This window comes from Niabella beijingensis (assembly GCF_020034665.1).
GTDB lineage: Bacteria > Bacteroidota > Bacteroidia > Chitinophagales > Chitinophagaceae > Niabella > Niabella beijingensis.
This window is the reverse complement of the sequence record NZ_JAIQDI010000001.1, coordinates 2,041,757-2,062,102: the sequence shown is the minus strand read 5'-3', so window position 1 is coordinate 2,062,102 and position 20,346 is coordinate 2,041,757. Positions and strand designations below refer to the sequence as shown.

At 39.0% G+C, this 20,346-nt stretch carries 21 protein-coding genes; 12 read left to right on the top strand and 9 right to left on the bottom strand.

The annotated features are described in order from the left end of the window. Positions 1-249 precede the first annotated feature (249 nt). The 5 genes from K7B07_RS08670 to K7B07_RS08650 form a co-directional block, all read right to left on the bottom strand. Positions 250-447 (bottom strand): hypothetical protein, encoded by a 198-nt coding sequence (locus K7B07_RS08670; protein WP_223708973.1) that lies wholly within the window; start codon positions 445-447, stop codon positions 250-252. A gap of 311 nt (positions 448-758) precedes the next feature. Next, the gene (locus K7B07_RS08665) at positions 759-1,061 is read right to left on the bottom strand and encodes a hypothetical protein (protein WP_223708972.1); all 303 of its coding nucleotides are present in this window, start codon (positions 1,059-1,061) and stop codon (positions 759-761) included. Positions 1,062-1,208: 147 nt separating this feature from the next. After that, the gene (locus K7B07_RS08660) at positions 1,209-1,979 is read right to left on the bottom strand and encodes an ATPase (protein WP_223708970.1); all 771 of its coding nucleotides are present in this window, start codon (positions 1,977-1,979) and stop codon (positions 1,209-1,211) included. A gap of 6 nt (positions 1,980-1,985) precedes the next feature. Next, on the bottom strand, positions 1,986-2,198 hold the full coding sequence (locus tag K7B07_RS08655) for a hypothetical protein (RefSeq protein WP_223708968.1): 213 nt from the start codon (positions 2,196-2,198) through the stop codon (positions 1,986-1,988). 132 nt (positions 2,199-2,330) lie between these two features. Next, positions 2,331-2,708, bottom strand: coding sequence for a hypothetical protein (locus tag K7B07_RS08650; protein WP_223708966.1), 378 nt, complete (start codon positions 2,706-2,708; stop codon positions 2,331-2,333). 662 nt (positions 2,709-3,370) lie between these two features. On the opposite strand from K7B07_RS08650, the gene K7B07_RS08645 reads away from it, so the two are divergent. The 3 genes from K7B07_RS08645 to K7B07_RS08635 are packed head-to-tail and all read left to right on the top strand — an operon-like array spanning position 3,371 to position 9,303. Then, positions 3,371-4,666 carry a TlpA family protein disulfide reductase gene (locus tag K7B07_RS08645; protein ID WP_223708964.1) on the top strand — a complete coding sequence of 432 codons (1,296 nt, stop codon included), beginning with the start codon at positions 3,371-3,373 and terminating at the stop codon, positions 4,664-4,666. A 4-nt stretch (positions 4,667-4,670) separates the two neighbouring features. Next, on the top strand, positions 4,671-7,928 hold the full coding sequence (locus K7B07_RS08640) for a SusC/RagA family TonB-linked outer membrane protein (RefSeq protein WP_223708962.1): 3,258 nt from the start codon (positions 4,671-4,673) through the stop codon (positions 7,926-7,928). Positions 7,929-7,959: 31 nt separating this feature from the next. Next, complete coding sequence (locus tag K7B07_RS08635) at positions 7,960-9,303, top strand: RagB/SusD family nutrient uptake outer membrane protein (protein ID WP_223708960.1); 1,344 nt, start codon at positions 7,960-7,962, stop codon at positions 9,301-9,303. Between the two features lie 68 nt (positions 9,304-9,371). Here K7B07_RS08635 and K7B07_RS08630 read toward each other — a convergent pair whose 3' ends face one another. The 3 genes from K7B07_RS08630 to K7B07_RS08620 form a co-directional block, all read right to left on the bottom strand. Next, positions 9,372-9,749, bottom strand: coding sequence for a hypothetical protein (locus K7B07_RS08630; RefSeq protein WP_223708959.1), 378 nt, complete (start codon positions 9,747-9,749; stop codon positions 9,372-9,374). 65 nt (positions 9,750-9,814) lie between these two features. Then, on the bottom strand, positions 9,815-10,303 hold the full coding sequence (locus tag K7B07_RS08625) for a MauE/DoxX family redox-associated membrane protein (RefSeq protein ID WP_223708957.1): 489 nt from the start codon (positions 10,301-10,303) through the stop codon (positions 9,815-9,817). A 395-nt stretch (positions 10,304-10,698) separates the two neighbouring features. Then, the gene (locus K7B07_RS08620; RefSeq protein ID WP_223708955.1) at positions 10,699-11,685 is read right to left on the bottom strand and encodes a helix-turn-helix transcriptional regulator; all 987 of its coding nucleotides are present in this window, start codon (positions 11,683-11,685) and stop codon (positions 10,699-10,701) included. 384 nt (positions 11,686-12,069) lie between these two features. Between K7B07_RS08620 and K7B07_RS08615 the strand changes: the two genes are divergently transcribed. Beyond that, the gene (locus K7B07_RS08615) at positions 12,070-13,038 is read left to right on the top strand and encodes an AraC family transcriptional regulator (protein WP_223708954.1); all 969 of its coding nucleotides are present in this window, start codon (positions 12,070-12,072) and stop codon (positions 13,036-13,038) included. A gap of 14 nt (positions 13,039-13,052) precedes the next feature. On the opposite strand, the gene K7B07_RS08610 is transcribed toward K7B07_RS08615, so the two are convergent. Then, positions 13,053-13,316, bottom strand: a complete 264-nt coding sequence (locus K7B07_RS08610) for a hypothetical protein (RefSeq protein ID WP_223708952.1) — start codon at positions 13,314-13,316, stop codon at positions 13,053-13,055. 178 nt (positions 13,317-13,494) lie between these two features. Here K7B07_RS08610 and K7B07_RS08605 point away from each other — a divergent pair, with 178 nt between their 5' ends. From K7B07_RS08605 to K7B07_RS08570, 8 genes are all read left to right on the top strand, one after another. Next, positions 13,495-13,758 carry a helix-turn-helix domain-containing protein gene (locus tag K7B07_RS08605; protein WP_223708950.1) on the top strand — a complete coding sequence of 88 codons (264 nt, stop codon included), beginning with the start codon at positions 13,495-13,497 and terminating at the stop codon, positions 13,756-13,758. A gap of 122 nt (positions 13,759-13,880) precedes the next feature. Next, complete coding sequence (locus K7B07_RS08600) at positions 13,881-14,453, top strand: GNAT family N-acetyltransferase (RefSeq protein ID WP_223708948.1); 573 nt, start codon at positions 13,881-13,883, stop codon at positions 14,451-14,453. Positions 14,454-14,463: 10 nt separating this feature from the next. Continuing rightward, entirely contained in the window at positions 14,464-15,441 is a 978-nt protein-coding gene (locus K7B07_RS08595) for a helix-turn-helix transcriptional regulator (RefSeq protein WP_223708946.1), read from the top strand. 134 nt (positions 15,442-15,575) lie between these two features. Beyond that, positions 15,576-16,409 (top strand): RteC domain-containing protein, encoded by an 834-nt coding sequence (locus tag K7B07_RS08590; RefSeq protein WP_223708944.1) that lies wholly within the window; start codon positions 15,576-15,578, stop codon positions 16,407-16,409. A gap of 103 nt (positions 16,410-16,512) precedes the next feature. Beyond that, positions 16,513-17,016, top strand: a complete 504-nt coding sequence (locus tag K7B07_RS08585) for a hypothetical protein (protein ID WP_223708942.1) — start codon at positions 16,513-16,515, stop codon at positions 17,014-17,016. A gap of 94 nt (positions 17,017-17,110) precedes the next feature. Beyond that, the gene (locus K7B07_RS08580; RefSeq protein WP_223708940.1) at positions 17,111-17,455 is read left to right on the top strand and encodes a DUF4134 domain-containing protein; all 345 of its coding nucleotides are present in this window, start codon (positions 17,111-17,113) and stop codon (positions 17,453-17,455) included. Between the two features lie 23 nt (positions 17,456-17,478). After that, positions 17,479-17,811, top strand: a complete 333-nt coding sequence (locus K7B07_RS08575) for a DUF4133 domain-containing protein (protein WP_223708938.1) — start codon at positions 17,479-17,481, stop codon at positions 17,809-17,811. After that, a complete protein-coding gene (locus tag K7B07_RS08570; RefSeq protein WP_223708937.1) occupies positions 17,808-20,339 on the top strand; it encodes a TraG family conjugative transposon ATPase in 2,532 nt (843 codons plus the stop codon). The genes K7B07_RS08575 and K7B07_RS08570 overlap by 4 nt, the downstream gene beginning before the upstream one ends. Positions 20,340-20,346 lie beyond the last annotated feature (7 nt).

Genomic DNA, 20,346 nt, shown 5'->3' with positions numbered 1-20,346 from the left:
GAAAATTTACCCGCCAATTTTCAACTTTGGGGTTAGCGTGTTAAATTTTTAGATATGCAGTTAATCTTTGTATGCTCTTGAAATGAATTGAAAGAATAAAGGTAAAAAATAGCCCCTTGTAGAAACAAGGGGCGTAACCAAAACTAACTGCTTATGAGAAATTTTAAATTTCTTTATTATATCTTAATTCACATTTTTAAGACAATACCATTATAACGGCATTTGTGAAAAAAAAATGTATTCCAAACTCTATTTGCCGTTTTTCGTGCGGATCTCTTCAATATTGTGGCACCATAACCATTTTCTAAATTTTACAACATCATCTGGCTTGAAATGAACAACGTCTCCCGATGAAAGCATTATCGAAAATATTTCAGAAGCGAATACAAATTTCTTAAGCTCTGATGACGGATATTTAAACCCGGGAAAATAGCTTGGGTCCTTCATGTATTTTTAATTTTTGGTTGCTGGCTGCTTTCAGGTTCAATACATATTTGGTATAAATGTAATAATTTAATTAAATACTCAGCCATAGGTTTGTGGTTTTGGGATATTTTTCAAATCATTTTTAGCGTTTTCAACATATTTTTTTGAAGTAATAAAATTTTTGTAATTTAATTATGGTGTTTTTCATAGGTTAGCAACGGCCTGTTTTTTTAAACGGGACTTTTTATACTTATCCATATACTGATGCTCCGGTAAACTCGGGCTGATAAAAAAATCAAATTTCCGTGCTTTCGTTATTGTAAATATGCAATTCAAAAGCCTGCATAAATGGGAGAAGTATTGGCTAGCTCCTTAGTGCTGATTGCGGCCTTGCTGTTTGTATTGGCAATTGTTCCTTTGTCTACACCAAGCTGCTCTAAATGATAAATATAGGTATAATGAGTTCCAGTGCCGCTTGCGTTAATTTCTACATTGATATTTTGATTAAGTGCAACGTTATCTTCCACTTTTATGGAAGTGACCTCAATTTTATCCTGCTCCAAGAGGGGTTGTTTTTTCTTAGAACATGTTGCTAGAAGTGATATTATAAGAATAGAAAGAAATAGACTTCTCATAAAATGTTTTCCGGTTTTAAAGCAGATCATTTGTACTTGGCATATTGGTACTTATTCAATGGTTAAATTTCAAACTGGTACACAATAATTAATTTCTTGTTAGTTTAATACTTCTTTATAATTCAAAAGCCGGTTGTCAAACTGGAATTAAGGGTTTTTAGAAATTTTTGAAGAATAGTATTTTTTAAACCATTCGGGAATATTGGCCTTGTTTGCTTTATCCCAGATCTTTTTGTTGTTTGTCTTTTTGAAATGAGCAAACATTTTAGATTCTCCTTCTTCCTGCGAATTGTCAAAAAAATAGGCTTGATAAGCAATCTGACTGGCATCATACAGCAGTTCCATTGACCTAAAATACCTGCTGATTATTTTTTCTTCCGGAACTCCATGCCCATTTTGTGCAACTCTTTTTTTTACGCGGTCAACATTAACTGTAGGCCCGCTTGTGGATATGAAATACAGATAAACTTTATAGCCGGCAGCAGCAGCTGCTTTCATTATATCCAGCTTACTCGAATGGGAAAATACTGTTTCAAACGAAAAGCGCTGACGACTTTCTAAAAGTAGTTTGCGTAAAGCGTCTGCTAAAATTTGGGCAATCCTTTGAATTACCTGGTCGTCGGTTGTTTTTACTCTGAAAATGTTTTTTCGAAGAGAATAACTTTTAAGGAACAGAGTTGATGAAAAATCATCGTTTACCAGTCCTGATTCGAGAGCTATTTGTTTAAACGTTGTTGGGGTAACAGATAGTTTATATTTTGTAAAATCACAGTAACTTTTCCTTAGTAAAGTTGCAAGATCATCTGCATTAACATAGTGCCCAATATCGTAGTTGGCTAATTCTTTTAAAATGGTGCTTTTCCCTGAGCCATTTGGCCCGGCAAACACCCTTAGGCGAAGGGGTTTTTCAGCAGGCATATTTTCTTAATCAAAGAGTACGGATACATGGTATCTTGCAATTTTAGATAATCTTTCTACTCTTCCACTCTGATAAAGTTTTACAATCCACCCATTTTTGGCCACAATATTATACCCATCTATGTTCATCCCAACTGCTGCTGCTTTTTTGGTGCCTCTTTTTGCAGCTGCCACAAGTGCTTTTTTTGTAATTGCTCTAGTTTTACTAATTGTACTCATACAACCTCCATTTTTATGGTCAATTGCCTCGTCCTTCAATTTATTTAAGAACGGTTAAAATGTTTTTAGGTTTTATCCACATCAAAGGTACGTAAAATAAAAGAGAGATTAACGGTATAAGACGATTACAACTTATTGCCCGCCTAAGCGTTTAACCTTTTCCTCCAGCTCATTAATCAATTTTCTTTGTGTTTCTACCAATTCAACCTTGGTGGCCAGCAATTCCTCTTTTTCTTTTAGCTGATTTTGAAGCTGTTCAATTTTTGCATTCCATTCATCAACTTCTTTTTGCCGGAATGAATTTAAAGGCTCTTTATCATAGTAATATTCCAGAAAATTCTGATTAGCTTTAGTGGAAAGCAATAATATTCTACCTATTAAAATGTCATCTTTTGTTAGAAGTTTTTCAAAGGCTGATTCTGATAATCCAATAACATTTCCTGCCTGTTTGTTGGAAATATCTTTAAATCGTAACCATTTTCGTATGTGCTGACCTATTGATTCGCTCATTTACAAATGTTTCAATAAGTTAGATTACCACAGCCCTCGACAACCTCCGTATTTTGGATAAAAAACATAAATATTTGGAGGTTTTAATTAATTTACATACATTTGTGATAAGCAACAATCGATTTATTATGGAAAAACTAAAAAAGAGTGACATAATAAAATTGAGCCTTCATAAATAAGGCAATATGATTACGTTTGGCCCTCCCCAGCCAAGAGAATGGAACCAAACGTATCGAGTGTAGCCCCATGTCGGAGTTTGTAAATATTTGTAATATATTTATGGACAAAAGCATGGGCAGCTCACTCGTCTTTCCGAACCTGGCTGGGGAGGGGGGCGAGTTGCAGCGGCCCGTGCTTTTTTCCTTGCTGCATTCTAAAACGATTCTAATTATGCTTGATGCAGCGGGGGATCTTCTACATATCGCCTACATATAATTCTTGCAACGCAAAGCTTTTATTTTTGTATGCCTGTAAGCCACGGCAACCACAATAGGTTATTGCCGGACAGGCAGGCTGCTTTTTTGTTTGATACCATCATTGCGGCCTCGCCTGCTCCGGCATCTGCCACGGCCATAAAGTGCATATGCACCTCATTTAGCTAACCTCCTTCCCCAATGGCCAACTTCTCCTACAACATTGCTTAATTCCTAAAATGCTATTACATGAAAAAATATTTGCTGGCGTATGCCCTGGCAGGGGCATGCCTATACGCGCAGGCCCAAGGTGGTATACGTCCATTAACTATAGGCGATACCGTACCGGATATAACGTTTAACAACCTGCTTAATTACCCTGCTAAAACAGCCAAACTATCTGACTTCCGTGGCAAACTGGTTATTCTTGACTTTTGGGCCACCTGGTGCGCGAGCTGCATTGCAGCATTTCCGAAACTCCAAAAACTGCAGGAAGATTATAAAAAGGATCTACAAGTGCTAATGATAGCATCTCCAGAAAGTGGAGATGACTTCCCAAAAATTTCTTCTCTTTTAAACCGCCTTAAAAAAAACAATAAAGCGGTAAACCTGCCGATTACGATCAACAGTGAGGCAACAACATTATTTCCGCATACTGCTCTACCCCACTATGTTTGGATAGAAAGAGATGGCCGAGTGCTTGCCATCACTGGTGCTGACGAGGTAACGACGGATAATATAAAAACAGCACTTACCAAGGGGGCTTTGGAAGTTGGACAAAAAAAGGATTTTAACAAAAACAATCTATTCGGACTGGATTCGTCAATTGTACCATTAAAGAAAATTGAAGGGTATTCTATTTTAATAAAAGGCCGAATGACGAATCTGAACGGAGGTGGTGGATTTGGATATTATAGGCAGCGGGATAACAGTTATTATGGCTACTTTTTTGCTAATGCTTCTTTAATTTCAATTTACAACCAGATAGCCGGAGAAACCATCAACGATTTTGATGGCGATTTTGCAAGAATAGTATTTCCCGCAGCAGACAGTAATCTATTGGGGCTCTGGCATTACCCGGATACAGATTCACTGATTCGATGGTATAATAAAAATGGCTATACACTTGATTTTTATGGCCCACCTACCAACCATAAGGAATTGTTTAAAAAAGCGCTATGGTTATTAAACGAAGGAACACCTTTTAATGCAGAGATTGTAATTCGAAAAACTACCTGCCTGGTATTACGGAGAATAGATACCGCTAAGGAATGCGGTAATAAAAATTATACTACAATTCAATATAATGGACAACAACGAACCGTTGCCATTTCTGATATTAAATCAATTTATAAAGATTGGCTAAATGGGCGCATGCCCTTTGTAGATCGCAGTGGCTTAAAGGGTGATCGTTACTTTAAGCCCGATAAATATCCGTTAGGCATTTATGACGCCCAAAAAGTGCTGGCAGGGAATAATTTAAAAATAACTGAAGAGCAGCTGGCGCTGCCTCTGATGATCATTACAAGTAAACCTAAACTTTAATGCTATGCTGCATAATCTATATAAATTTTACATTTCAGTTGTTCTGTTGTTTGTATTTCCCGTAGTGCTTTTTGCACAGATTGACAGAGGCACAAAAAATGATGCCTCAACGGTTAGCAATATTGAAGGGGTCATTAGTGATTCCTTAGGAACAGCCATAGCGGGTTGCACCATTCAAAATAAAAAAAATGGTCAAATGACTTTTAGTAACAAGATAGGCCACTTCCAAATAGCTGCTTCACTCGAAGATTCCCTGCTTATCAGTCATACCAATTATTTACCACAAACAATCGTTATTACTTCTGTGTACAAACTATATATCCACTTAATAGAACGAAATGGATTGGAAGAAGAAGTATTTGTCAGCAGTGGTTATCAGCGGATCTCTAAGGCGCGGACAACCGGAGCCTTTTCCAAAATAAATGAAGCTGTATTAAGGGAACAGGTTAGCCCGAATATTTTGGACCGATTAAAGAATGTATCCAATGTGTATTTTGACACTAAAAACCTAAGCGACCGAAATACCAATATAACATTGAGGGGATTAAGCACGATAAACGGTAATATGGCCCCTTTAATTGTGCTGGACAATTTTCCCTATAACGGTAAAATATCGGATATAAACCCGGAAGATGTAGAAAGTATCACGCTGTTAAAGGATGCTACAGCAGCTTCCATCTGGGGAGCAAAATCAGCAAACGGGGTTATTGTAATTACCACCAAAAAGGGGCGTTATGATCAGCCGATTGCGGTAGACTTCTCTACAACCGTTTCTGTCAGTGAATTGCCTTCGTTCACAAAACCGTATGATATGAGGAGGAGTGATTATATAGCTGTTGAGGAGTATCTATATAAAAAAGGATATAAATTATCCGACACATCTTCCTCAATCCACCCGCCTTTTACACCGGTTTATGAGATGCTGTTGCAAAAACAGAAGGGGTTAATTTCAGAGTCAGATTCGGCAGCTTTTATTCAAAACTTATTAAATGTAAACACGCAAGATCAATATAGAAACGCGTTTTACCGGAAAGCCATTACACAACAGTACAGCATTGGATTAAGGGGAGGTGGGAAAAATTATACATGGGCTATTTCAGGCGGGTATAATAAAATGGCAAGTACGCTCCTGCTGAATAACAGTGACAAAAAGAACCTCCGGCTGGAAAACCGGTTTAAACCTGTAAAAGGGCTTGAAGTGGGTTTAAATTTATTTTATACCCAAACCAACGTCAATACCCACCCAACACCGAGCTATAATAGCATAAAAATCGGCTCTAAAACAGTACCATATCTGAGTTTTACAGATGCACAAGGCAGTCCGGCTGCCATTGACCAATATTATAGGGGAGAGTTTATAGACACATTGGGCGGTGGACGCTTACTGGACTGGCATTATTATCCCCTAACTGATTATCGATATAACCAATCCATTAGCAGCATGCAAAACCTTCTGATGGGTCTTACAATTAACTATAACTTTTTAAAGCACTTCAACCTTTCTTTGAATTATCAGCAGGAGGGACAGCAGTCCGACATCAAAGAAATACATGAAAAGGAAAGTTATTATACCCGCAACCTAATCAACCTTTTTACAATGCCAGCTACACTTTCCAGCAACCCTTTAACTTATAATATACCCTTGGGAGACATTCTCAACCGAAGTAGCCAGAAGCGGTTGGCTCGATACGGGAGGGTGCAACTTAGCTACCAAAATGCATGGGAGGAGTTTAATTATACCGGGTTTACTGGCGCCGAAGTAAGTGAAACAAAATTGTACAACCAGGATGCGTCTACGTATTATGGATATAAGGAGGATCCTTTGTCATTTGCCACTCTGAGTTTTAATACCTATTACCCTACCTATATTGATGGTAGTTTGCAGTTTATTCCCGGAGCTCCCAAGTTAAACAGTTCAAACTTTAATCGCTTTATAAGTGGCTTTATGAACCATGAATTCACGTTTAAGCAGCGGTATATTATTAATGCCAGCCTCAGGAGCGATGCTTCCAATTTGTTCGGACTTAGCGCTAATGACAAATGGAATCCGTTTTGGTCGGGCGGTGTTGCATGGAACATAGCAAACGAAAGTTTTTTCTCAAAGAAAGTCTTTTCATTTTTTAAATTGAGAGCTACTATTGGCATCGGTGGTAATGTAGATCCTACCCGAACGGCATTACCGGTTGCAACCAGCTGGAATGACCCGGTAACCAACTATTATTCTTTGAATATTTTCCAGATCAATAATCCTTCCTTAAAATGGGAACAGTCAAGACAAATAAATTTTGGCGCCGATTTTGAAATATTGAACCAACGCATTTCCGGATCTGCTGATTTTTATCTGAAGAAAGGCACTAACCTTTACGGTCCATCTTCAATAGATTATACGGCCTGGGGTAAAACAAATACCGTGATAAAGAACGTTGCGGCAATGAAAGGAAGTGGTATAGAACTTTCATTACAAAGCAAAAATTTAACTGGACCATTTGTATGGACCAGCAGTCTACTGTTCAACTACAATCAAAGCACAACCACGGACTATTATCAAAGTAATGCTTCAAATGTTTATTACTTTATTTTGAGTGGAGGCGAAATAGCGCCGGTTGTTGGCAAACCGTTATACGCCATTGCGGCGTATAAATGGGGTGGTCTTGACAGCAAAGGAGATCCGCAGGGCTATATAAACGGGGAGCTAAGTACGGATTATGATAAAATAAGAGAAAGTGCCTATAATGGAGACCAAAGCGGTATTGTATATATTGGACAGCAGGATCCAAAGTTTTTCGGAGCCTTGAACAATAGTTTTGGGTATAAATCCTGGCAGTTGTCTTTTAATCTATCCTATAAGTTAGGGCATTATTTCCAGCGGCCTGCATTAAACTACAATACTCTATACGCAACCGGAACAGGCAATAGTGAATACGAAAACCGCTGGCAACAGCCAGCCGATGAAACGAGAACTAATGTGCCGGCAATGGTATATACAGATTATCCCAGTTTCTCTGGAAGGGATGCTTTTTATACCGCTTCGGAAATTAGTTATTTAAGAGCTGATCATGTTCGGCTGGAGTACATCAATCTAGGCTATTCATTCCCTCATGACGGCAAAGGTCACTCCTTTTTTAAAGAACTATCTGTCAACAGTAATATAACCAATTTGGGGATAATCTGGCGAAAAAACAAAGAGCACTTAGATCCGGATTATTACTATACGAATATGCCGCCACGCCAATACAGTCTGAGCTTGCGTGCTACTTTTTAATTATCCAAAATACCCTTAAAATTTTAAAGCAATGATGAAACCTATAAATATTTTATACTCCCTTCTGCTTCTGATCATTTTTACAGGAACAGCGTGCAAAAAGTATCTTGAAAAAAAATCATCCACCAGTTTTGTTTCGCCTCAAACGCTCGAAGACCTTCAAGGTTTGCTTGACGATGGGGCAGGCGTTATGAACAAGAGATTAACTCCATCTCTTGGAGAAGCATCAACAGATGATCAGTTTATGTTACCCTCAACGTTCGCCAACCTGATAACACTTGACCAGCATTTTTACCTATGGCAAAAAACGCCTTACTATTTTGAAAATGACTGGTCAAAAAGCTATGCGGCGGTTTACAACGCCAATTTTTGTTTGGACGGTTTAACCAAAATAGAGCGGAGGGTGGCAAATGCCAGCGCCTGGGACTTGGTAAAGGGTACAGCCCTTTTTTACCGGGCATACTGTTTTTTAAACCTTCTTTGGAACTATTCAAAAGCTTATAACAACCAAACATCGGAAAGTGATCTGGGAATCGTGTTGCGCGACGGTTCAGATTTCAACGTACCCTCAGTTAGATCGAGTGTGAAGGAATGCTATCAGCAGGTAATAGACGATGCTAAGGCATCTATTACACTATTGCCGAACCTTAACACTCACGTTTATCGCCCCTCTAAGTGTGCGGCTTATGGATTGCTGGCAAGGATTTATCTTTCCATGCGAGAGTACGACAGTGCACACAGATATGCGGATCTCTGCCTTTCTATAAAAAGAGATCTACTCGACTATAACAGTATCAGCAGTTCTTCTAACCAGCCTTTCCCAGCCTTTAACAATGAAATTATTTTCTATACCGAAATGTTCCCAGTTGTCTCAGTAGTAGGGTTAGGCTTAATGGATACTTTATTGTATAAATCCTATGAAGCAAATGATTTAAGGAAGACAGCTTTTTTCAGAGCAAAGAGCGGGTATTATGCCTATAAGGGCAGCTATGCTACCAGTGGATTTTTTACAGGAATTGCCACAGATGAATTATACCTGATCCGGGCGGAATGCAATGCAAGAATGGGCAATGATCAGTCCGCGCAAAACGATCTAAACGAATTATTGAAAAACAGGTATCTGCAACCTTATATTCCTTCAACTGTTTCGAAGGACTCCATCCTGCCGATTATATTACAAGAACGAAGAAAGGAACTGTTACGAAGGGGGCTGCGCTGGATGGATATAAAGCGGCTGAACCTGGAAGGCGCAGATATTAATTTGGAACGAGTTCTAAATGGAATAACCTACAATTTAAAGGCAAATGATAATTATTTTGCGTTGCCTTTGCCAACAGATATCATAGAAATATCAGGTATTGAGCAGAACCCATAAAATTCCTATTAGGAAAGCGGCAGGAACTTCCTGCCGCAATTAACTAGAAAACAATATGCCGTAATTTATTAAGGCTCTTCTCCCAATGTTTCTGAATACTGGATATTGTTATTGGATGGATCTTTTACAGCAGTCACTCTGTTAAAACCTGAAATGGCACCTGCCTGAACGGTTGCTTTTGCAGGATCTAATTGTGTTCCGCTGTTTAAGCCGGTAGGGAGGTCCATTGAGCAATCTACCTGGTTAACAGTTCCGCAATTAAGCGCGGTTTGAGAACCACCAATTTGCCAGTTGCTTTCTGTCTGAAGATTAGCAACACTGAAATCTGGTCCGGTATAGTGGTAAGTGTCAGTGGCGAATTTTGCTTTAAACGCGCTTGTTAAAGCAACAATACCGAGAGCGGCAATTGCAACGACATTAGTTTTTACAATTTGTCTTATGGACATATGGCTGGTCTTTTTTTGGTTCAAAAAAAGATTCCCTTAAAAAACTTGAGTTTTGAGAGTATAATTTAAACAGTCTTTTGGCCGACAAGCCCTCGGTGCAGTTCCCCGCTGGGGATTTGCACTTTGTTGTTTTTTGTTAGATAAATACCATAGGCACTTAATATTAAGAGGAAAAAATTAAAGAAAAAGTGCATCGGCCAACTCATGCCGGTTATAACCGCGCCGCAGTGACAAAGCGCGTTTTTGTACCCGCCGACTAACGCCAGGCCAATGAAACAGGTGAATATGATCATTAGCACAAGAGAGCAATAAAGCCCCCAAAGCCTGGTTCTGCGGAATATTAATAACACAACCGTCGTGGCCTCTGCTACCGGCACTAAATGAGCCACTGGATTTTTTAACCACAGCGGTATGGGTTGCCTGAAGACGCTATTTTTAAATTCTCCGAATTTTATGATTTTTTCGTAGGCTACGGGAATCCAAAGCAACAGCAATAGAATAATTATGACTTCAATTAATGTCCGACGCAGTGGAGTATTTATTTTCTTTTCCATTGATTTGTTTTTTAAAGCAACCCCTCATGCTAAACCATATGAAGGGTTGCCTGTTTGCCCTTTTTACCATGCGGGTCTTAGCTGGTGCCCCATATACTCATTTTATTAATTAACGGTTCTGCTCGTGTAAAAAAGATTACGACCATTTCGTACCGCTATATGGCTATTTAATTACTGAAGAAATTCTGCATATAATTGCAGTTAACAAGCGATTGGTTTTATTTTAGTGGCGAGCTTAGAAATATCCAGGCTAAAGGGTTATAGGTCCGGGCTTGTAGGATTTTTTTCCGTTCGTTTGTCAATACAAAGATGCGTTTCCAGAAGCCTCAAAAAAATGGACCGAAGTGACTTTTTTGGTACTGAAAATCTCACAATTGGTCACTTCAGTCCATTTTTTAAATTTTGACCAGCGTTTTGGCCATTTTGGGAGATACTTTATAGAAGCGCGAGAAAAGTTTGCTAAAATTATATTGATCGGCATAGTTTAATCTATGTGCTACTTCTGAAATGGTTAATTTTTCTATTACCAGCAGATAAAGTGCAAAATGCATTCTCAATTGATTGAACGAGTCGCGTAGATTTTTGAGGTCTATTTTTTTCCATTGGGTACGCAAGTGTTTCCCCGATATAAAAAATAGCTTTTTAATCCTGGTAATCAATTCCGGAACAGGAAGTTCTATATTGTTAGCAATAAAGGCGTTGAGCTCCGCAATTAATTTGGTTCCTTCGGGGTTTGATTTTTCATAGTGAAGTTGTTCGTAGTAGTGAAGTACAAACTCGTTAATTATGGTTCTTATAGTAAATGGAGAATACACGTTGTCTGGTGCGAGACTCTTCAATTTGGAAATCAGGAAAAGCACCTTTTGATCAAATGGAAGCCTTTCTGCCAGGCTTCCTGCTTCCTGGAAATCATTAAGCCCCAATAATACTTTTTTGATTCCTTCATCAACGGATGAAAGTGAGGTAATTGCAGGCCCTGGGTCCAAATACAAGTAATGAAATGTTCCCGGGGCAAATAGTACCTGATGCGCTCCTTCAGGAATATATTGTAAGGTATAAGTGTCGTGAAAAAGAGGCAGGCATCCATGTCCTTTTAAGTAACCAAAACTGTTTCCCTTTATTGTATATTGAAATACTGTTATGGCTCTATTACATTTAACCTTTATAATGGTGTAATCTGAAATTTGGACAGTTAGAAAAACGACAAAAGATCCTTCTGTATTATATGCCTGCTGCAGAATGTAATTTACTCCACTAAATTTCCATTCCAGGAGCTGCACTTTTGCCAACTGGATAGCAAATTCCTGATCGGCTGGTATAGCCGTGCTTTTCTGAATACTATAATATGCGGATTTAGGGGGTATAAATTCAAGGGGGATCATTACGTTGGGCGGATTTGCACTTTTATCAGATCCCGATGTCAGGCTCAACAATCAGGAATATGAAATGCAGGTTTAGGTCTATCGTTATTTATGTGTTGCTACAATTCTGAAATACATTTAGCCTATGGAGAGCTGATTAATTTTTGCTTTCAAAAGTATTTTATTACAAAAGAACCTTGTATTGAATTTGGGAATAATAATTGTGAATTTGGGATTTTTTTTATTAGCGGGTATTGTGCTGACTGGTCTATATTAGGTTGTAATACACACTGAGAATTTGAACGTTTGCACTGCGAATCGTGCCTTTCGCCAAATATAGTTTTATGCATGGGCTGGTTTTGTTAATTTAAACTTAGTCGGTCAAGAATGATCAATTTCCAAAAGATGAGCATACAATTTCTTTTATCTGATAACATTGCATTGAACGCTGAAAATGAAATTCCGTACTCGTTCCGTATACCGCTAATAAATGGTGCTTCCTTTAAGTTTTTTAAAAAGGAAGCGAATCAAATATTAGTGCAGGAGATTGATGAAATAGATTTTCGGTATCGATTGATTTCCGGAAATCTTTCTTCTAGAATGACTGCTGTGGGCAATTTTAAAGACCGAGGTATTTATATTACCCTAATGCTTACTAATTCAACAATTAAGGAAATCGACAATTTTGGCAGATTCTCTTTGTACTCCAATTCCTATCTTATTTTTTATGGGGGCAGTACTAAATACACGTACTCGGTGAAGCGGCCAGGAACATTCGAAATAGTGGATGTTTTTCTTTCTGCTGCGTTGGTTAAGCAATTGCATGGAATATATCCACAATTAAAAGATATCTTAAAGGGCTCTGAAGACAAAGTATTATGGCATCGCCTCAAGATGTTACCTCCCACGGTATTGAAAATCTGGCAACAGATCCGGTGCCTGCCAGCCGGAGAGGCCGCCAGACAGTATTATTTGGAACTTAAAATCAAAGAGTTTTTGTTTATACTCTTGCGGGTGGCTTTCAACGAAGAGCAGGAGTCGGTGAAGTTCACGAATTTTGAAATCTCAATGATCCACAGGGCAAAGGAAATTCTGGAACGTAGCATAGCAGACAGACCTCCTTCGTCAAAGACTTTATCAAGGATGGTTGGAATCAATGAAGTGAAGCTAAAGCAAGGGTTCAAGCGTTTTTTTGACAGGAGTGTTTATAAGTGGGTCAGTGATCGGCGAATGGTAAAGGCAAAGGAGCTGATCCTTACCAGTGATCGAACAATTAAAGAGATCGCAGCGCTAACCGGCTTCCCTTTTACTTCAAACTTTGTGCATGCATTCAGAAAGCATTTTGGTGTTCCTCCAGGCGCCTTGAGAAGATAAAAACACCGGCAATTTTAGTTGCAATCAGGTGTAGGAGGTACGTTTTTTTGGACCTGCGACAAATATTTCTCATCTGTCAATTTCTCAAAAATCTGCATATTCCAATCGCTGCTGTTGATCCATTCGTCTAACTCAATATGACCCTTCTCCGTCAATGTTCCTTTAATATATCCAGCAATTAAGTAAGCAATTCGATATGCATGATCATTTGTAATATCAATCTGTGAGCTATTCATAATCAATGTATTAGCTTTAGCTTCTAAGACAACGATATTCAATAAAAGTGAATTTTAGAAACGAGTCCTAATAATTTATAACGCGCGTAAAATTCCATGTCCTTTTCAGATATTCGATTGTGACTATAAATTTACAAAAAAAGCTATTATTTAAGACGATTTAATTAATGTGGTGCCTATTAGGAGTAATTAAAACAATGGATTTTATTTTATTTTCCGGATGGTATCAAATAAAAAAGAGCAAAATAGAGAAGAACAATTTACCGACTTTTTGAACGCTATTGGCTCAAAATTGAAGGAATTACGAGAAAAGGCTGGCTATACGAGCTACGAGCACTTTGCTTACGATCATAATTTTGGCCGCGCACAGTATGGAAAATATGAACGTGGTACTGAAGATATGCGGTTGAGCAGCCTCTTTCGTATTTTAGAGGTTATGAACATTTCCTGGTCGGATTTTTTCAAGGATATCCAAAACAAGTAACTAACATTTCAGTCATTAATCGTAAGAAAATACTACAGAAATCACAACTATTGCTCCCAAAATCACAACACATTTTTTTGATTGGGCATAGATATTGAATTATTCCAATCAAAGACTGCGAAATGCGTGAAGCCCAAAATACCGATAAGAGTTCCGTTGTCGAGATCTTAGCGAGGTCATTTGCAACAAACAAAAGTGTCAATTATATCATCGGCGACGGTAAAAAACGAACGAGAAGGCTTAATGCGCTTATGGCCTATTCTTACGATTTCTGTAAACGCAATGGCGAAGTATTTTTATCTGAAGATGGCAGTGGATGTGCCCTTATTGTTATGCCCGACGAAAAGAGGACAACCCTTTTAAGCATATTTCAGGACCTCCGCCTGGTTTTTACGTGCATCGGTTTGAAAAACCTTTCGAAAGCAATAAAACGTGAATCAATAATAAAAAGACATCATCCTAACTCGAAATTATACTACCTGTGGTATATAGGAGTAGATCCATTGGCGCAAGGAAATGGCATCGGCACTGTATTACTCAGCGAACTTATCCAGCGGGGTCAGGCATTAGGAAGGACAATCTGCCTTGAGACTTCCACCGAAATAAATCTGCCGTGGTATAAAGAAAATGGATTTGCAACATATAAAACTATTGATTTGGGGTATCCATTATATTTTTTGAAGCATCAGCGATAAAAGTTGGGTTATGCTTATTCCAGGCACAGAAATGCATTTGATTACATTCTGTTTTGTTTGTATCGAATTCGTTATCCTGTCTTACCTATGCATATATCGCCTGGCAAGGAAAGACGACAAAACGATTATTCTTGACCTGTACCTATGTCTGTTCCTTTTGGCGTATAACGTTTCCGGCGGGCTGCTGCCAGATGCAAAACTCCCCGGAGGTTTTTTTCTTCAGGAATGTATTGCATATGCAACAGGCTTTTTCACCCCTTGTTATTTCCCGTACTACGTATATAAAGGGTTCGACCTAAAACTAATGAAATTTCATGCGAAAGTTGGGGTTTTCGTTTTCCTTGCGACCTCCTATCTTGTTTTTGTAATTGTTTTTGGCCTAACAGGAGATATAGGTGTTGCCAAAAATATTCTTATTGTACCAACTTTATATTCTATATGGGTTTTGTATTCGGTACACCGGGCAATACGTCTTAAATATAACAATCAGATCAAATCCAGGGAAGCGAGGGAAGAGCTAATTGTTCTGGCGTTCTGCTTAAGTCCCTGGCTTATGCTCCCTTTAATTACTTACTTCGATTTGGGCCAAGCGATAGAAGCGACTGCCACTAATACCGGATTTTTATTGTTGCTTGCCCTTCACTTAAAACGCAACATAGTTCAATTGAGACAGGAACATAAACGCCTACTTGAATCCGAGCTATACCTAAAGAAGTGGAACCTGATCCTACAGCAGGAAGTTGAAAAGCGGACACGGGAAATTGAACAGTTAAACAGGGAAGAAAAATTCAGGCTTAACTGTTCCCAGTATCAGCTTACCAGCAGAGAAAAGGAAATTGCATTTTTGGTGTTTATGGGGGAAACATACAAAGGGGTCGCGGGGAGATTATCTATAGCGGAGCGGACTGTGGCAAAGCATCTCCAAAACATTTTCTATAAAATAAGGGTATCAAACCGTGTTGAACTCTGCCAAAAATTAGGTTTGTGACCTACGTATTTAATGACCGGTAAGAAAATTAGTCATTTTTGCGTAGCAAAATAGTGGTTTTTACGTAGCATGGTAGGCTTAGTCTTTGGGGCTACAGATGTTGTAAAACATTTGTCCACCTCAAACCAACAAACATGATAATAGAAACCCTCAAACTCCTGGAAGAAATGAATAACAAATTGTCTGCACTTTCAGGTCTTGCTGAAGATGATTTATTTAGTATTCAACAGGCAATTCTAATTACTTCTGAATCGATTGCCCAGCTAAAGTCCATGCTAACAAAATCTGATTTTGATTCAATAACAGCAGAAATTCGCTTCTTCAAAAAGTTAAAACCCCAGTTTGATGGCAGGCTTATTTTTTACCTGATGCAACTCCGGATGCAAACAAAATCCTTTTCTTCTGATCGTTCTTTATCTTATGAAAAGGAATTACAACATGCTGAAGTGTTTTATCAGAGCCAATATTCATTTTGGCAGTATTATAAGATGGGACTATCTGATCTTGACGAACATTATTTTACTAGAAAGGGAGGCGAGGAACCGCTTTTCCTGGATGAACAGCAAATTCATTATGACAGTAAGTCTAACACTCCAATGAGTGCAGTCGTTGCAAGATTTCATGCCTATGAACTTTTAAAAGATCATTACTCGAGGTTGACTACTGCCCCCGCTTTGCCCACTTCTCAAACAAAAGGTAAGGTATTAACTCTTTCCTGGACTTCATCTAAGTCAGAACTGATCGAACTTATTTATGCGCTGCATGAATACCGTGCATTCAACAACGGGCAACTGGATATAAAGAAAGTAGCTGAATATTTCTCAACGGTATTTAATGTCCGGTTCAGTAATATCTATAAAACATACGAAGATATCCGGCTTCGTAAAAAGAACAATACTCCTTTTCTGGATGCTCTGAAATCTTGCCTTGAACGACGCATTGACCGCGACAACGAAAATGCCATGTAAAAAAGATTTTTTACTATCTAACAGTTTCTAACAGTAACCGCCTTTCAGGTAGTTCAAATTTGCTGTGTATTTAAAAATTATTAATCACACAAAATCTTGAATTATGCTGGAACAAATTAGCTGGAAAGAATTTCTTGTGGCTATCGGCGGGGCAACAGCCGCATATTATGGAATTCTTGTTGTCGCGGGGAAATTAAATATAAACCGTAAAAAAGCAGTAACAGATTCTACTGTTTATACAAATGACAAGTTCACAACACCTGCAGATAGCCCCATTAGAGACAACCAGGTAAAAGAGGAACCGTCTCAGGCTATAGTTGAAAACCAGGATGAAGATCCCGAATCGGAATTCTCATTACTGGAGCAGCTCGCCGATGAGCTCCAGGTGATCATCACTCAGTGTGCTTCAGGTCCTGGAAGCAAAGAGGATCTGATAGAGCAAATGGCAAAAGAAATTTCCATATATACACAGCTAAATAAACCTGCATTTAGACGCGCGATCAATAGCCTGATAATCAAAGTTACAAAGGAAGAATCAGGGTTTGAGATCACTGAAGAAGAAGCTAATCAGTGCTGGCCGCTGCTACCCTATGCCAGCCAAAAATAGGGGAAATGGCGGTGAAATGAGGCAGGAAATGCTTTTCATGGAGCCGCCCTCCCTTATTACTATGAACCCCAGTTTTTAAAACCTAAAAGTATATATGAAAAACCCATTCACATTTTATAAGAATCAAAAATGGATTGAATCTTTTTTAAAGTTTCAACTTTTATCAACTATTGTATTGCTTGGCTCCACTGAATTATCCGCACAAAGCGGATCTGGTGGAATTCAGGCAGCAACCACTGAAGTAAAAAGTTACTTCCAGGTTGGCACTACATTAATGTATGCAATTGGTGCTATAACCGGCCTTGTAGGGGCCATAAAAGTCTACAATAAATGGAATTCGGGCGATAACGACACAGGGAAAGTGGCGGCCAGTTGGTTTGGGAGCTGTATTTTTTTGGTTGTCGTTGCGACGGTGTTGAAAGGCTTCTTTGGAGTTTAAACCTTTAAAAAAAAAAAAATTTTATGGCAAGCGTTTATGAAATCAACAAGGGAATTAATCGTCCCATTGAGTTTAAAGGGTTTCGCGCCCAGTATGTTACTTACCTAGCAATCGGCCTGGTTTTGCTATTGTTGCTTTTTGCGATCGGTTATCTGGTTGGTATTTATCCATATGTATTAGTCGCAGGTATTGGCGGCGGCGGCTTTTTTATGATCAGCTGGATCTATAAGATGAGCCATAAATATGGAGAGTATGGATTAATGAAGGTTTCTGCTTACCGTGGTATTCCTGCTGCAATTGTATGCAAAAGCCGCAAACCATTGCTTCATCTGAATGAGAAAGGGGGTGCCAAATGATTGTTTTTCTCCTTTTATGCCTTGTCATTTTTTCTGGCTTGCTTTTACAATTGGGCGAACCCAAAAAAGACGCAAAAGACCTTGATAAACTGTTGCCTATATATAAAATTGAGCAAGATTGTATTATTTCTAAACAAGGGGATATTACAATAGTCTATGAAATTAGCCTGCCGGAGGTCTTCACACTATCAGCGGAAGATTACGAGCAATTGCACCACATTTTGCTGCGTGCAATTAAGCTCCTGCCGGCAGGCACTATTTTACATAAACAGGATTGGTATACAGAGGACTTCTACAAGGCAGACAATTCGCAAGACCAGTCTTTCCTCAAAAGAAAAAGTGAATCTTACTTTGAAAACCGTCAATTCTTAAAGCATCACAGCTATCTGATGATCACTCGGAAGGCAGATAACCGGAAATTATCAAATTCTGTGTTTTCAAATTTGTTGCGACCAACTCTGGTACCCTCTGTGTCACTTCAACCACAGGTACTGCAAGATTTTCTGGATAAAACGAGCCAGGTGATGAAGTTGCTATCGGAGGGAAGTCATATACGCTCAAGGCAACTAACTGCTGATGAAATCGCTGGCGATGAAAAGAAAGCTGGTTTACTTGAACGATATTGTTTCCTGCTTTCACCAGAAGAACGACCCATTCGCCGTGACATTATTTTCAAACCGGAATGGCAAATTGGGGAAAAGCATGTCCAGATGTTTAGCCTAGCCGATCCGGAGGACCTGCCTGCTATTTGCGGTAGCCGGATCACCTATGATAAATATTCGACTGACGTCAGTAAATTTTCAGTAGGTTTTGCGGCCTCTGTTGGTTTGCTTTTGCGTACCAATCACATTTATAACCAATTCCTTATTGTTCAGAACACTACAAAAACTGCTAAGCGACTGGAAACCCGACGCAGAAGGCTTCAGTCACTTTCTGCCTATTCTCGCGAAAATGCCATTAGTTGTGATGCCACAAATGCATTTCTTAGTGAAATGATCAGCCAGCAGCGTCAGCCGGTAAAAGCACATTTCAATATTATTACCTGGACAGATAATCCGGAGGAATTAAAAGATCTCCGCAATAAAGCTTCATCTGCTATTGCGCAAATGGATGCTTCGCCGAGGCAGGAAATTAAAGGGGCGCCTCAGCTGTTCTGGGCTTCGCTCCCAGGAAACGCTGCAGATCTTCCAATCAATGAAACTTTCGACAGTTTCGCTGAGCAAGCAACTTGTTTTCTTGCCCAGGAAACCAATTACCGGACTGTAAAGCCTGAACAGGGAATCCGCTTTACTGATCGCTTTGGTAGGCCTGTATACGAAGACCTGTTCGATTTGCCACGAACTGAATATGGATGGACTTCCAATATGGGCCTGCTTTGCTGCGGTAGCTCGGGGGGCGGTAAATCGATGACACTAAATCATATTCTTCGATCCCTCTATGATCAGGACGCGCATTGTGTTATTATCGATATAGGAGGCTCTTACAAGGGGCTGTGTGAATTAGTGAAAGGGTATTACTTTACTTACGAAGAAAAAAATCCCATTAAATTCAATCCTTTCTGGCTTCCAGAAGGATTATCACTGGATACGGAAAAAAAAGAGAGCCTTAAATCCCTATTAATTGCACTATGGAAACAGGAAAACGATCCCTATAACCGTTCTGAGTATGTCGCACTGTCCAATGCTTTGCAGGGATATTATCAACTTTTGGAAAATGATGAATCGGTTTTTCCTTGTTTTAACACATTTTATGAGTATTTACAGACAACATATGCTGAATTACTCAAAGAACACCGGGTTAAGGATAAAGACTTCGATTTGGATAACTTTTTATATGTCTTAAGACCCTATTACAAGAATGGTGAATTTGACTATCTATTGAATGCTACAGAGAATTTAAACCTTCTTGATCAGCGCTTTATAGTCATAGAACTTGATAATTTGAAGGATCATCCCGTTCTCTTCAGCGTTGTAACATTGTTGGTTACAGAGATGTTCGTTTCAAAGATGCGAAAATTGGCGGGAACCCGCAAAGTATTGATTATTGATGAGGCATGGAAGGCAATCGCCCGAAGCGGAATGGCAGATTTTCTGAAATATGCATTCAAGACCATTCGGAAGTTTAACGGTATACCCGGAGTAGTCACCCAGGAGCTGGATGACCTTGTCAGTTCACCAATTATTAAGGACGCTATCATCAACAACGCAGACATTAAGATCCTGATGGACATGCGCAAGTTCATGTTCAAATTCGACAAGCTACAGGACGTTCTTGGCTTGTCAGATAAGGCCAAAACAATCCTCCTTTCTGTTAACAAGGATAACCATGAGATTTTCATAGATCTGGGTGGCCAGATGTCAAAAGTTTTTAAAAATGAGCTCTGCCCCGAAGAATATTTTGCATATACAACCGACGGTAAAGAACGCGTGAGAGTACTAGAGTATGCGGAACGGTTTGGTGGCGACATGGAACTCGCGATTGGCAAGCTCCTTGAGGATATTAAGAAAGAAAAGCATTTATTAAACTAAAAAATAA